20 protein-coding genes and 2 pseudogenes are annotated in these 12,322 nt (G+C 58.8%); 9 read left to right on the top strand and 13 right to left on the bottom strand.

Going from position 1 to position 12,322, the window contains the following annotated elements; all coding sequences use genetic code 11:
• The 4 genes from NJQ44_RS18545 to NJQ44_RS18530 all read right to left on the bottom strand — a co-directional run bounded on the left by NJQ44_RS18545 (window position 1) and on the right by NJQ44_RS18530 (window position 1,493).
• Window positions 1-309, bottom strand: coding sequence for a thioredoxin family protein (locus NJQ44_RS18545; protein WP_254274391.1), 309 nt, complete (start codon window positions 307-309; stop codon window positions 1-3).
• Between the two features lie 123 nt (window positions 310-432).
• Window positions 433-786, bottom strand: a complete 354-nt coding sequence (locus NJQ44_RS18540; RefSeq protein ID WP_254274390.1) for an SHOCT domain-containing protein — start codon at window positions 784-786, stop codon at window positions 433-435.
• Window positions 787-792: 6 nt separating this feature from the next.
• Window positions 793-1,209 carry a DUF302 domain-containing protein gene (locus tag NJQ44_RS18535; RefSeq protein ID WP_254274389.1) on the bottom strand — a complete coding sequence of 139 codons (417 nt, stop codon included), beginning with the start codon at window positions 1,207-1,209 and terminating at the stop codon, window positions 793-795.
• A gap of 92 nt (window positions 1,210-1,301) precedes the next feature.
• On the bottom strand, window positions 1,302-1,493 hold the full coding sequence (locus NJQ44_RS18530) for an SHOCT domain-containing protein (RefSeq protein ID WP_254274388.1): 192 nt from the start codon (window positions 1,491-1,493) through the stop codon (window positions 1,302-1,304).
• Window positions 1,494-1,539: 46 nt separating this feature from the next.
• Between NJQ44_RS18530 and NJQ44_RS18525 the strand changes: the two genes are divergently transcribed.
• On the top strand, window positions 1,540-1,974 hold the full coding sequence (locus NJQ44_RS18525; RefSeq protein ID WP_254274387.1) for a hypothetical protein: 435 nt from the start codon (window positions 1,540-1,542) through the stop codon (window positions 1,972-1,974).
• A 16-nt stretch (window positions 1,975-1,990) separates the two neighbouring features.
• On the opposite strand, the gene NJQ44_RS18520 is transcribed toward NJQ44_RS18525, so the two are convergent.
• The gene (locus NJQ44_RS18520) at window positions 1,991-2,512 is read right to left on the bottom strand and encodes a DoxX family membrane protein (RefSeq protein ID WP_254274386.1); all 522 of its coding nucleotides are present in this window, start codon (window positions 2,510-2,512) and stop codon (window positions 1,991-1,993) included.
• Window positions 2,513-2,602: 90 nt separating this feature from the next.
• A complete protein-coding gene (locus tag NJQ44_RS18515; protein ID WP_348533096.1) occupies window positions 2,603-3,220 on the bottom strand; it encodes a cupredoxin domain-containing protein in 618 nt (205 codons plus the stop codon).
• 329 nt (window positions 3,221-3,549) lie between these two features.
• Between NJQ44_RS18515 and NJQ44_RS18510 the strand changes: the two genes are divergently transcribed.
• Genes NJQ44_RS18510 through NJQ44_RS19590 form a run of 3 tightly spaced genes read left to right on the top strand, consistent with a single transcriptional unit; the run spans window position 3,550 to window position 4,479 of the window.
• Entirely contained in the window at window positions 3,550-3,900 is a 351-nt protein-coding gene (locus NJQ44_RS18510; protein WP_254274385.1) for a winged helix-turn-helix domain-containing protein, read from the top strand.
• Window positions 3,901-3,907: 7 nt separating this feature from the next.
• Complete coding sequence (locus tag NJQ44_RS18505; RefSeq protein ID WP_254274384.1) at window positions 3,908-4,207, top strand: DUF7521 family protein; 300 nt, start codon at window positions 3,908-3,910, stop codon at window positions 4,205-4,207.
• Window positions 4,204-4,479, top strand: a complete 276-nt coding sequence (locus NJQ44_RS19590) for a DUF7521 family protein (RefSeq protein ID WP_431357799.1) — start codon at window positions 4,204-4,206, stop codon at window positions 4,477-4,479. The genes NJQ44_RS18505 and NJQ44_RS19590 overlap by 4 nt, the downstream gene beginning before the upstream one ends.
• Here the strand turns inward: NJQ44_RS19590 and NJQ44_RS18500 are convergent.
• Window positions 4,383-4,850: a hypothetical protein gene (locus NJQ44_RS18500; RefSeq protein WP_254274383.1), complete on the bottom strand. Its 468-nt coding sequence runs from the start codon at window positions 4,848-4,850 to the stop codon at window positions 4,383-4,385. The genes NJQ44_RS19590 and NJQ44_RS18500 overlap by 97 nt on opposite strands.
• Before the next feature lie 197 nt (window positions 4,851-5,047).
• Between NJQ44_RS18500 and NJQ44_RS18495 the strand changes: the two genes are divergently transcribed.
• On the top strand, window positions 5,048-6,076 hold the full coding sequence (locus NJQ44_RS18495) for a Cdc6/Cdc18 family protein (RefSeq protein ID WP_254274382.1): 1,029 nt from the start codon (window positions 5,048-5,050) through the stop codon (window positions 6,074-6,076).
• Here NJQ44_RS18495 and NJQ44_RS19635 read toward each other — a convergent pair.
• The 3 genes and pseudogenes from NJQ44_RS19635 to NJQ44_RS18485 form a co-directional block, all read right to left on the bottom strand.
• Window positions 6,037-6,171 (bottom strand): annotated as a pseudogene (locus tag NJQ44_RS19635) (PIN domain-containing protein); the annotation flags it as partial. The gene NJQ44_RS18495 and the pseudogene NJQ44_RS19635 overlap by 40 nt on opposite strands.
• Window positions 6,168-6,764, bottom strand: a complete 597-nt coding sequence (locus NJQ44_RS18490) for a helix-turn-helix domain-containing protein (RefSeq protein WP_254274381.1) — start codon at window positions 6,762-6,764, stop codon at window positions 6,168-6,170. The gene NJQ44_RS18490 and the pseudogene NJQ44_RS19635, both read right to left, overlap by 4 nt.
• Before the next feature lie 48 nt (window positions 6,765-6,812).
• Window positions 6,813-7,058 (bottom strand): annotated as a pseudogene (locus NJQ44_RS18485) (DUF7558 family protein); the annotation flags it as partial.
• Window positions 7,059-7,455: 397 nt separating this feature from the next.
• Here NJQ44_RS18485 and NJQ44_RS18480 point away from each other — a divergent pair.
• From NJQ44_RS18480 to NJQ44_RS18470, 3 genes are all read left to right on the top strand, one after another.
• Entirely contained in the window at window positions 7,456-8,397 is a 942-nt protein-coding gene (locus NJQ44_RS18480; protein WP_254274380.1) for a P-loop NTPase family protein, read from the top strand.
• Between the two features lie 2 nt (window positions 8,398-8,399).
• Entirely contained in the window at window positions 8,400-8,717 is a 318-nt protein-coding gene (locus NJQ44_RS18475) for a DUF8156 family protein (RefSeq protein WP_254274379.1), read from the top strand.
• Between the two features lie 235 nt (window positions 8,718-8,952).
• Window positions 8,953-9,399, top strand: a complete 447-nt coding sequence (locus tag NJQ44_RS18470; protein WP_254274378.1) for an SRPBCC domain-containing protein — start codon at window positions 8,953-8,955, stop codon at window positions 9,397-9,399.
• A 150-nt stretch (window positions 9,400-9,549) separates the two neighbouring features.
• On the opposite strand, the gene NJQ44_RS18465 is transcribed toward NJQ44_RS18470, so the two are convergent.
• Window positions 9,550-10,143 (bottom strand): GNAT family N-acetyltransferase, encoded by a 594-nt coding sequence (locus NJQ44_RS18465; RefSeq protein WP_254274377.1) that lies wholly within the window; start codon window positions 10,141-10,143, stop codon window positions 9,550-9,552.
• A 272-nt stretch (window positions 10,144-10,415) separates the two neighbouring features.
• Here NJQ44_RS18465 and NJQ44_RS18460 point away from each other — a divergent pair, with 272 nt between their 5' ends.
• Window positions 10,416-10,571, top strand: a complete 156-nt coding sequence (locus tag NJQ44_RS18460; RefSeq protein WP_254274376.1) for a hypothetical protein — start codon at window positions 10,416-10,418, stop codon at window positions 10,569-10,571.
• 304 nt (window positions 10,572-10,875) lie between these two features.
• Here the strand turns inward: NJQ44_RS18460 and NJQ44_RS18455 are convergent, their stop codons facing one another.
• Window positions 10,876-11,079 (bottom strand): hypothetical protein, encoded by a 204-nt coding sequence (locus tag NJQ44_RS18455; protein WP_254274375.1) that lies wholly within the window; start codon window positions 11,077-11,079, stop codon window positions 10,876-10,878.
• 762 nt (window positions 11,080-11,841) lie between these two features.
• Window positions 11,842-12,147, bottom strand: a complete 306-nt coding sequence (locus NJQ44_RS18450; protein WP_254274374.1) for a DUF7130 family rubredoxin-like protein — start codon at window positions 12,145-12,147, stop codon at window positions 11,842-11,844.
• Between the last annotated feature and the right edge of the window lie 175 nt (window positions 12,148-12,322).

The following is a 12,322-nucleotide window of genomic DNA, read 5'->3' as shown; positions in this document are numbered from 1 at the left end:
TCAGCCGCGTATGATGCTGGCCAGCCGTTGCGTCAGTCTGGTTAATTGCTGGTCTGCATCTTCGATAGCCGCCTCCAACTCGTCTCGATCGACGATGCCGATAAACTCGGCAGTCCGGCCCCCGTTCGCGTACACGAGCGTCGTCGGCGTCTTTCGGACGCCGTACTCCTCGGCCGTCTGCAGATCGGTCTGGATGTCGACCTCCCGAAATTCGACGTCCTGGTACGCCGCTTCGATACCCTCGTTTTTCTCTCGTTGCGTTGCGCAGGCTCCGCAGGTTTCCTGCGTGAAGAGGATCACTTCGGTCATAGTTGGTAGTACGGTATTGGGTCTTTAGCCCACTTCTATTCACATCCAAAAGCCGCACGGGTCGCAGATTTCGGAATCCAAGGACGCGTACGTCAGTAACTCCGGAGTCGGTGGTCAAGCCGATTACTCCGAGAGTTCGAGTTTGTTCCGACGCGCCTCGAACTCTTCATCGGTGAGATCGCCGCGAGCGTACGCCATGCGCAGTTCCTCCATCGCGGGATTCCGCGACGACTGCGAGTCAGTCATGCGGCGGAAGAGGCGGTAGCCTCCACCGAGCAGGACGAGGAGGAATACCAGCTGGACGAGCATCCCGACGAGCGGCCACCACCCGCTGGTCGTCCCGTATCCGCCCATCATTCCGCCGTACCCCATCATCCCGCCGAAGCCAATCCCCATCGTGAGGAGGGGGAGGACGATGATCGCCCCGAGGATGAGGAGGACGATGGTCGTCGTATCGAGTTGGTTCGACGAGGACATCGGCACTCAGACCTCCGACGAGGATTCGAGGTCTTCAGCGATGCTGTCGAGGACGCGTTCGAACCGGTCGTGAACCTCGTTTGCAATCGAATCGAGCGCCTCGTTGTCGGCGATACCGACGAGTTGTTGTGGGTCGACGGCACTCACCATGATCTCGCCATCGTCGGTTTCGTAGACGATGACGTTGCAGGGGAGGAGCGCACCGAGTTCGATCTCCTCGGTCAGTCCTTCGTGCGCGAGGGGTGGGTTGCACGCCCCGAGGATGCGGTACTGTCGAAACTCTTCGCCGAGTTTCTCCTCGAGCGTCGCCTGGATGTCGATGTCACAGAGGACGCCGAAGCCTTCGTCTTTGAGTGCGGAGATGGTCGTCTCGACGACGTCGTCGAACTCGCCGGAGACCGGCTTTTGTATTGTGTACTCCATACAATACAATTCGTGTTAGTGCGGTTAAAGTTTGGGGTTCGAAGTGGTCGCTCCGAATTGGATCACCAATGTCGGAACCGATACCGGATGGCTCATCCAACACGTTCTAACTGTTCGCCCCGTCGCCCGAACTCGCCGTCCGAGCGTTCGCCACGAGCGTAGCGTTCTCGAAGGACCGATAGCGGTCGTTCGTCGGATCGGTCGGCGTCACGCGCGAGCGCGAACACGAGTCCGACGATTGCGAGCGCCACGAGCAGCCAGCGGCTGAGTTCGAAATTGGTCATTGGCTTTCTCCTCGACTCCTCCGACGCCCACTCGGAAGTTATCCGCGTGGGCGCGAACCAAGATAGGAAAACGTTCGAGAGCGTGTATAGGGGGCTCTACTCGTTTCTCAAAGACAGGACCGTTCATCCGCGCCGAATTCGGCAGGGTGAGGGTAACGGCATCGTGCGAACGCTGTACGTGTGCACGAGCGTCCGCACGCTCTCACGGTTCGGAACGCGATGCGATGATCACACGACCCACCCGGGAGACGCCCAACGCGAGGAGGACGAGGAAACCGAGAGCAATGACGGACGCTCGGAGATGGGGACTAAACGACGTGTGGACGATGACGGTGCCTACCCCGACGACGCGTTCGGTGAAGTGAGCGCTGCCGGCGAGCGTCTCGAAAAAGCCCATCACCACCAGCCCGAGGAGAACAAGCCCGAGTCCGGTGGCGAGCACGGCTTCGTCGAGCCATCCGTAGTCCGAACGCGGCGGTGACATTGTCATCGCCCTCTCACCCGAGCAGGTACCGAAGCCACGGTCTAGCTCGCACGGTATCGGTCCGTTCGAGATACGAATCGATTCCCCAGACGCGCCCCGCGCCGAAGACGACGATCGTCACGAACAGCACCAGTCCCAGCAGGTCGCCGTTGACGAGCCCGCGTCGCCAGTGCTCGCCGCCGAAGTAGAAGAAAACCATCATGAACGCGCCGAAGACGGCGGCTGTGCGCGTCAGGGCACCGAGTATCAGCCCGAGACCGATCAGCAACTCGCCGATCGGAACGACGAGGTTGACGGCCGCCTCCGTCGCACCGCCTGCAAACGCGTTGAGCACGGGCGACACGATCGTACCCGTCTTCTCGAGAAACCAGCCGGCTCGGAACGAGCCCGGTGTGGCGTACTTGTTCAACCCCTCGTGGAGGAACCACCAGCCCACGAGCAGTCGGAGAAACACGAGCCAGTATCCCGTCAGCGTCGCCGAGAGATCGAGCGTGTACTCCCGGCCAAGCATCGTCGTCTGGAGCTGTTGTGCCATGGATATCGGTCTTCAGTCAGCCAGAAACCGCCTGTCCTCGGCTTCCGTAGGTAGTCCCATCTGGACTCTCAATGGAATTCGTACTGCCGACTATTCACTATGGGTCTCCTCTTCGTGGTGGCCTTCTTCAGTGCTGGTGCTCTCTTCGTGATGGCCCGCCTCTTCTTCGTGATGGCCTTCTTCAGTGCTGGTGCCCTCTTCGTGATGGCCCTCCGCTTCCTCGTGGTGACCCTCCTCGGTACTGCCGCCCTCCTCGTGGTGGCCCTCACTCAGTATCTCTCGGCACATCCCGTTGAGTTCCTCGAGCTTCGCGTGGACTTCCTCGGGTTTGTCCTCTGGCATCGTCTGGAGCGCCTGCTGGTCCTCGAGGTGGGGTTCTCCGACGATGACGGTGGCGATCATCCCGAATGATTCGTGGGGCGTACAGAGGTAGTGGTAGACGCCCTCGGTCTCGAAGGTTTGCTCGAACGTTTCGCCTTCCTCCGACATCGTCCCGCTATCCCACGCTTCGGTCCCCTCTGGCACGAGTCGCGGCTGGTCGTTGCCGGGGTGGTACGCGGTCGCGGTGTGCGTTCCGCTCTCGAGGCGCCAGGTGACCGTCCCGCCGGGCTCGACCCACGTGACGTGTGGGTTGAAGTGATACTCGGTCGAGCCCTCGGTTCGCGCGGTGTTGACCACCACTTCGCGGGAGGCCTTGGGTTCGCTCACGGTGTCGTGGCCATGCGCTTCGTCCCCGTGGCCGGCATGATCGTCGCCGCCGGAATCCTCGCTCTCTGCGGACGAGGAGCCTCCGATTTGCTGTTGGTCCGAGGTACTAGGAGCCGCGGTACACCCAGCCAGTCCAGCAACGGTCAGACCGGCAGTTCCTGCGAGCAGCTTCCGTCGAGTGAGGCGTGGTTCGTTCATAGCTCAGGTCACCGTACAGTTCGAGATAGGAAGGGCAGGGCCATAGGGGAGGTTCCTGTTTTGCACGTCACGCAAAACGGTCCTTCTTTTAAGTACCTTCGAGGAAGTACCTCGTAGTGCGAGGAACAGCCGTGTCCAACGACGACCACGCCGACGAGCTCCTAGAACTGCTCGGGCAAGAGCGAGTCCGACAGATTCTGGCCGCGACGAGCAGCGATCCCAAGTCGGCAAAGGAGCTCGGTGAGGAGTGTGACGTCGCCCTCTCGACGATCTATCGCCGAGTCGAGACCATGATCGAAAGCGACCTGCTCGTTGAGCGGACACGGATCGAATCAGATGGGAGCCACCACAGCGTCTACGAGGCGAACGTCGACCACCTCGACGTCGACATCGACGACGGAACCATCGATGTCAGCGTCCACATTCGAGAGGACGCCGCCCAGCGGTTCTCGCGCATCTGGAGCGACATCCGGGAGAGTTGAATCACCTATGCACATCGAACTCGTCATCGCGAAGGTTGTCACGGTCGGACTTGGGCTGTTGATAACGTATCAGGCGTACAAAGGGTATCGAACGTACGGATACGAGCCGATGCTGTACGTCGCCATCGGCTTCCTGTTCATCAGTGTCGGCTCGGTCATCGAGGGCATCCTCTTCGACGTCGTCGGGCTGTCGATCTTCCAGGCGGGCACTATCCAGACGGCCATCGTCGCAGTCGGAATGCTCGTCATTCTCTACTCGCTGTACGGGCAGATACCACAGCGAGCGAAACGGGAGGACGGCACATGACCGGTCACTGGGACCTCGTACTAGTCGGCGTTCGTGTTCTCTTACTCCTCATGGGTCTTGCGACGACCGCGATCAGCTTCCGTGCCTACCGCCGAGAGAGAACCCGATATCTCCGTGATGCAACGATCGGGTTCGCGTTCATCACAGTTGGTGTGCTGATTGAAGGATTCCTCTATCAGTTCACTGGACTGACGCTCACGCAGGTCCATATTGCTGAATCCGTGGCTCTCGTCTTCGCGCTCGGTGTCCTGCTGCGCTCCTTTCTCGAGTAGCCCGACAGTCGACGGGCGACGGTGGGTCGATAAAAGGTCACACTGATGTCGACCGTCGCGGGTGGGTCGGTGATGAGTGTGTCGTAGCGGTTTTGGATATCGTTGTCTCGGAGGACGCGCAACAACTGGACAGTCCGGTTCGATTTCTCCCCGAAGTCGTTCGCTTCCTCCTCACGCCGCTGTAGGTGCTTACCGAGCATCGAGAGACTGTTGTGAGCCGGCATCACGTCGACGCCCTCGCTGGTCTTGATCAGGTCGTCAAACTCCCCACGCGGTCGCTCGACCAGGTGCCGGACGAGCGAGTCTGCCGAACTGTTGTCCCGGTCCTCGTCGGCGTCGAGTAAGTACGACAGCGAGGCTTGCTTAAGCACCGTCCCGACTGGTCGAAATTGCGCTCAACTTCTCCGACCCGACCCCTCTCTTTCCGGAAACACCCCGAAACAGCCTTTTCATTGGAGATAACCGACCGCTGACCCTCGTGAGTTTCCGCTGCCTTCCCAGCAGGTCCCTTTCCGGAAACTACCCACGCAGACTTTTATCACTCGGTACAGAACCGGTACACAAGCCGATGATTCGTGATGCTCGTGTCCTCCGTGCCGGGTTCGTCCCACGAGAGATCGAGCATCGCGACGCCGAGGTGAACCATCTCTCGAGTGTCCTCCGACCGATCACCGAGGGCGAGCCAGCGGATACAGCGGTCGTAACCGGTCCGAGCGGCGTCGGGAAGACCTGCCTCTCGCAGTTCGTCACCGAGCAACTCCGTGAGGAAGTCCTCGACGTCGAAGCAACCTACGTGAACTGCTGGCGCAACTACACCCGCTTCCGGACGCTGTACCAGATCCTCGACGACCTCGGGCACACTATCGACATCCATCGCCAGTCGACGCCACACGACGAACTGGTCGACCGCCTCCAGCAGTACGACGGCCCACGCGTAGTCGTCATTCTCGACGAGGTCGACCAACTGGAGGACCCCAACGTGATCTACCACCTCCACAGCCTCCCGCAGTTCGCACTCGTCTGTATCGCCAACAAGGAAGCCGAACTGATGAACAGCGTCGACGACCGTCTTGTAAGCCGTCTCCGGTCGAGTGAACACGTCCGGATGGACAAGTACCACGACGAACAGCTCTACGACATTCTCCGGGCCCGAGTGAAGTGGGGCCTCGAACCGGAGTCGGTAACAGACGCGCAACTGTACCGCATCGCGGATGCGGCCGCCGGCGATGCACGACTGGCGATCGGGATTCTCCGGTCGGCGGCCAGCACAGCCGACCGGCAGAACCAGTCGCGGATCACCGACGACATGCTCTTGGCGGCCGCAGACGACGCCAGAGCACAGATCAGACAGAAGAGCATCGAGTCACTCACCCCGCACCAACGCCTCGTCTACGATATCGTCCGCGACGACGAGCCACTCGGACCGGGCGCGATCTACGAGCGGTATACTGATGAGGCAGATGACCCCCGAACGAAGCGTACCGTTCGAAGCTACCTCTCGAAAATGGCACAGTACAACCTTCTGCACGCGGAAGGAACGAGTCGGGATCGAGAGTACTCACTCGTCGATTCGGCAGCCACGTCGCCGACGGAGTGACGGCGAGCGAACCGCCGAACGGCTTGGTACCGACTGTTCGACGGTTGCCCCATCGCGACGAACAGGCCGGTGTCGGCGATGTGGAGCCGGCTCACGCGTCGTCAGTGCCGTCGCCGTGGATGTCCAACTCGCCGAGCCCCGCCCCAGACTCCTCGATGTCGTAGTGCTCGTGGACGACAGGGCGGAGCGCCTGCAGAATCATCTCCGCGGCCAGCGGCGAAATATCGAGGTCCTCGGCCATCAGGCGGTGGGTCATCTCGCCGCGCTCCCGAGCGACGGCGTAGGTGAGCGCGGTCGCGAGGCCGGCGACGCCGTGGCGGTCGATGTAGGTGTCGATGTCGGCGTCCGTCTCGCGGCGGCCGACGGCGTCGATGAGCGCTGGCGTGATCGTGTACTCGCGGTCACCGGCGCCCGTCGTCACGGTCAGGTCGATCGGGCGGGCGGCGTACCGCCGGGGCTGCTCGTCGTCGGTGACGTCGATGACGCCGGCGTCGACGAGCCGGTTGACGTAGCTGTAGGCGGTCCCCTGGGGGAGCTCAAGGTCGTCCATCACGTCTTGGACGGTCGCCTCCCCCTCCCGAGCGAGGTACGCGTACAGCTGGGCGAGCTGTGGCTCCTCGAGGAGGTCAGCGACCGAGAGGAAGTCGCGGACGATGTCGCCGTCGGCGCGATTTGAGGTGCGTGACACGGGCGTTCTTGATTACAGTTTACAGCGAATTGGTAAAGAGTGTTTGGGTTAATCCGCTGGCGTCGCGACGAGATGGTCTTCGAGGTCGCGTGTCCAGTACGTCGCGAGCCCACCCGGACTACACCGGGCGCACAACTGCAACGGGCCTTCGAGGTGCCCGAGTTCCACCCGGAACCGGGTGAGCGCCGCAAGCGTGTCGACGACCAGCCCACAGCCGTCACAGACGACGTGATCGCGCTCGTCGGGATCCGGCTCCGCCTGAATCGCACAGTTGACACAGATCGGGTGGGTCAGTTACCCACGACTAAAGTCGTGGGCTTGTTAGTGGTTGGAAGCTTCCTCAGCCGGTGAGCAGCCCCGTGGCTCCTCGACGAGCGACTGGAAATCATCGAAGCGGTTCGTCTCCTCTGCGATCTCTTCGAGCGTATAGCCCTGTTCGCGGGCCCGGTCGAGGAGGTCGCGGAGCTCATCACAGTTCTGAAATCTTAACCAACATACTGCAACACTGGGGTGATTCGTTGGTTAACAAAGCAATAGCGGGGAGAGTCTGACTCTGGAAGCGTTTTCTGAAACAGTCGAAAGTCCAGAGAAACTTAACCACTGAGCATTGATCACTACCAATCTCGTCTCTTTCCTGAAACACGGAAGCGCCACGCCGCGGCTTATCTGGATTGTGGCCATCCAATCGAGTATGGGAGAACGCGCAACGCCGAACCAATGGGCAGTAGACCAGCCGACACGGGGCGCTGACCGAAATCGAACTCTCGCCGACGACACCGACTCGGCCACCGAGGAGATGCTATTGCCGTCACTCGACGACGGCATCACGTTGCTCGACGTCGAGGGGGGCCGCGGCGTCCCGATCCTGCAGTCGCTCGTGCTCGACCATCTCCTCTTACACGAGGGGCCTGCCTTCTGGGTCGACGCGAACGGCCATGCGACGACGACCACGCTCGCGCAGATCGCGCCCAGTCGACGATTGCTCGATCGGATCCACGTCGCACGTGGATTCACCGCGTATCAGCACTACGGCGCCGTCTGTGATCTCCCGACAGCGGTGAACCAGTCAATCCAAGAATCCACCGCTGTGCCCGGGATACGTGACCGACAGGCACTAATTCGTGACGAGAACTCGGCCCCGTATACACCGTCACTCATCGTCATTCCGGCCGTCGACGCCCAGTATCGTGCCGAGGATACTCTTGGCAAGCCCCACGCGAAAACCCTCCAAGCCCGAACGCTTGCCCGGTTGTCGACCTACGCCGATGGGTACGATATCCCCGTACTCGTCACCCGGACCAGCCGCGACGACTTCACCGCGCCGGTCGCGACGGCTACCGACCACCGCCTCGAGTGCGAGCAAACCCGGATGGGGCCACGGATCGTCGGCGACGACTTCGAGACGCTACTCTACCCCGTCGACGACGGCACGTACTACCAGACGACGTTCGCGTACTGGCGGCAGTTGCTCGCAGCACGCGCCACGCAGGTCGGCGTGGAACCCGCACCGGCGCCGTCGACGCCGACTCCAGACGGTGTCGGGACGGGCATCACAGCTGACGGTGAGACGATACCGGCCACCGCGGACCCCTTGCTCGATGCGTGGACCGCGGCCGATACAGGAGGCCGATAGCGATGGGGCGCACGAACCCGACGTACCGGGATGCACTCCGGGCTATCGAGGAGCGCTGGGCGGAGTTCCGCCGGGCACTGCGGCGTCGCGACCAGCCGCGATTCGACCGGCTGTTCGAGTACGCCCGCGAGCACGCTGACGCGAGTGGGCTGTTGAACCACCAGAATCCGCTGCTGCCGGCGCTGCTCAGCGTCGATCTCGAACAGGAAAGGCGCCTCGACGACCACGAGGAACGACTCGAAGAGCTCGAAGCCGCGCTGGAGAGCGTTCGTGATGGCAACAGCTCAGGAACTGAGCCACAGAAGCGTGAGAGCTGCTGACCCCCCTCAGCACTATTGCGTTCGATATTGCGACAACCGCGTTGACGACAGCGGATCAGCTCACCGTCGTTGGATTTGACGCCGACATCAGTTCGCGTGGCTCTGTTGAAATCCTCATTCACTGATAGGTTGTTGAGGCCGTGCTGAATAGAGAGCGCGTATCTTGCACGGACAGGGGTCTGCTCAGCAGAACTCACGACACTGCTTTAGGTTGTGTACCCTTATGTGAAACCCTATGGACGAAATCGTGACAGAAATCGAGATCGATGCTTCGCCAGAGGCTGTGTGGGCTGTCTTGACTGACTTCGAGGCATATCCCGATTGGAATCCAGCCTTAGAGATAACAGGAGAAGCGGTAGAGGGCAAACGACTAGAGGTGACGATGGAGTACGAGAACACGCGAGCGATGACGTTCCGCCCAAAGGTTCTCGTTATGGACAAGCCGACCGAGTTCCGGTGGCAAGGCCACCTGTTTGTCGCAGGACTCTACGACGGCGAACATCGGTTCGTACTCACTGCGCTTGATGATGGTGAACGAACACGACTGACACAGGCCGAAACCTTCCATGGTGTACTAGTGGGATTCATCAACCGTCGAATCGGCGATGATGTCGAGGCAGGATTCAATCAAGTGAATGAAGCACTCAAACGACGAGTTGAGAACAGCTCGTCGCATCCCTGAACACATCCTCTGTATCGGTCACGGAGATTCTGGCAGAAACAGGGTAGGTCACGGCGACGGTGCGAGATACAGAGCGCGTATGTATTACACTTCCAAGCAGATCAATCGCCAAGACGACCGCGGATATTAAAAAGGCTGCTCGGTGCCCTATTACTGAGGTTCGCGTAGCATCGGAGTGACAGGTGGCATCGTCTCCCCATGGATCGTGCCGAGTATCTTGAACCCCTGCCGGACGTAGAGTTGAATATTCTCGGGGTTACTTGATTCAAGATACGCAAGGGTCTCCTCTTCATCACATGTAGCGAGGGCGTGTTTCATTAATACTGATCCAAGTCCCCTTCGTTGGTGTGGAGGATCAACCCCAATCGCTGGCAAGAACCAGTACGGCTCGTTGGGATGATAGCTGTCAATCTGCTCAAAAAGTGTCCACGCCTGCTCTTGGCGATCTTCCGATAAGGTTTCCTGGAACAAGGCTCCGATTGCCTCCTCGTCGAAGGATTCACCGGGTGGAAGCCAAAGCGCGGCTGCGCTGAAATCTTCAACGTAATAAGCCGTTTCGTGATCAAACGCCTTGCCACCGTAATGCTCGAAAAGCTTCGGGGCATATTGCAGGTAATCGTGCGGGTTGGGGTAGAACCAACGTATTAACGGGTCTGAACTGAACGCCAGTACAAGAGTATCGATAACGTGCTGTTCGTCGGCTTTCGAGGTGGTCTTAACCTCGGAAAATTCTGAAGTCGTCAATGGAATCACTGGCTCCCCTTAGGGGATGTAACTATAGCTGTCAATCCTCATAATCTTTTGTAAAGAATTATCGTAGGTGACTCGTCCCAAAGATGCCGCGCTGAATGTACGCTCTATATCTTGCACGGAACTTCTGACAGGGACTGGTGAGGTTTCTGAGGTCGTGCTGCATACAGAGCACATATCGGCCATCGGTTCGGAACACAATTCCACCGACTCGAATCGGTCAGTATAGAGAAACTATTTAACGTGTCAAAATGGGAAAAGGAGATATGAATCAGTTAGAATCTGCTGGTGTTCTTCTCATCGGGATTGGAGTTATTAGCGGTTCAGTAGCGACAACTCAGTCGTTCTCCAAAGCGGTGCTTCCCTCTGTTTTCATCATCGCCATGGGAGTTGCCATGGCTTTAGTCGGAAGGTCTAAGTGAGAGATACGCAGTTCTACTTACTAACTAATTCATCTGTTTCGGTGGGAAATCCAGGTTGGCCAACTGCTGCATACACCCTCTGAGTCGGTCACGGCGTTCATGACACAAATTGAGTAGTTAGGACGGCCCGTGCTGCATACAGCGCGCGAGTCGGTCACGAACGACCGTTCACTCTCGCGCCGACTGGATTGTTCACTACAGAGGGTGTAGTCAACAGGGGGCTACAGGTGACGGCGATATCGAGAGGGCTGCCAAAAGATTTGACACAAATCCGACTTATGACCCTGAAATACCTGGACTGCTATCACCCGGCTCCACCACCGGGGAATCCATCATCACACTCGCCACTGGTTCCGCGATTGTCGCGGGCGGTATCGGTGTTCTCGTCGTAGTTCGATTGCGCGTTGTCGTTCCCTTCGCCGGGGAACTCACACGGTGGCCCGTTCGGCGCGGCGGCGGCCACGCCCGTCCCGGCGAGCGTCAGCCCGAGAACGAGGATGATGGTCACTGAAATGCGTGCCCGGCTTATCATAGGTGCATACGCCGCTGGCCCCCACACGAGCATAGTAAGTGAGCTAGTACTGGCGGTAGCGCCGGTCAATGGTTCCGGTAGAAGAAACATATCTGCTACCCTCTGTCGAATGCCAGTGCTGACACCGGCGGTGTGCCCGCTCCACGAGTCTTGACTGACTGATGACCCACTCGCGCACTGTATGCAGCACGGCTCTCCAAACACCAATCAAATCAGACAGGGTTCTCGGCGGTAACTACGCCACTCACAATACCGGCTGAATCAGGCGTCACAACGTGAAACCTACCAGCGACTGGTGCTGCATACACCCTCTATATCTTGCACGGCACTTCTGACAGGGACTGGTGAGGTTTCTGAGGTCGTGCTGCATACAGAACGCGTGTGTATCGAGAGTAGGTTAGCGCAATGTTCTTGTCAAACGAGTATTGATTCTAGATATGACCACAACACAAAAAGGACGCGTCGGAATCGTCCTTGGAATGCTCAGTATTCTCATCTCACTGGCTCTCATCGCCCAGGGGATCGGCCTCATCTAACTCAGCGTACGAGTGGTAGTACAGTGATGAATATACCCTCTGTATCGGTCACATGGTAACTGACAGAAGCCGAGTAGTTCGAACAGGGCGCTGCTGAATAGATAGCGCGAATGCGGCACTCGTAATAACCGAACCAGTCAGAATTAGCGTTCGCGCTCTACAGACAAAATATTAGAACTCATATACTAAAGGTGAGAGATATTCAGTCTTCAAGGTAAGCATAGAGTTCCTCTCGACCTTGCCCACAGTTCGGACACTCATCCGGGATCTCGTCGATATCGCCTAACTCTCCACAATTTGAACACCGCCAAACAAGATAGCCTTCACCGTAGTTTTCGTTCGGAGCGTGTTCTAGGGAGAGTTTCGAGAAGTCGTCGTGGACATTGACCTCAACTCCGATGTCAGTAATTCCCTGAATCACACCAATTTCCACACCGTCATTGGTGTACAGCTTTTGCCCAGGTTTGAGTCTGACTTCGCTAGGTTGACTCTGATCGTCGTGAGGCATAGGTTAGCTTGTACTCGATTTCACATAACGTCTGGGTGTGAGAATATTCACAGGGTGCGTACCGTCTTCATCAGCCAAACAATCGCTTAGGTATCTCAGGGTACAATTCAACTGGGGTCATCACGTCAATTCGGACGCCTCCTGTAGCTCATCCCGCAGACTACATACGTTCCTT

Source organism: Haloarcula marina, from assembly GCF_024218775.1.
In the GTDB taxonomy this organism is placed as follows: Archaea; Halobacteriota; Halobacteria; order Halobacteriales; family Haloarculaceae; genus Haloarcula; species Haloarcula marina.
This window is presented reverse-complemented; position numbering and strand designations above follow the sequence as displayed.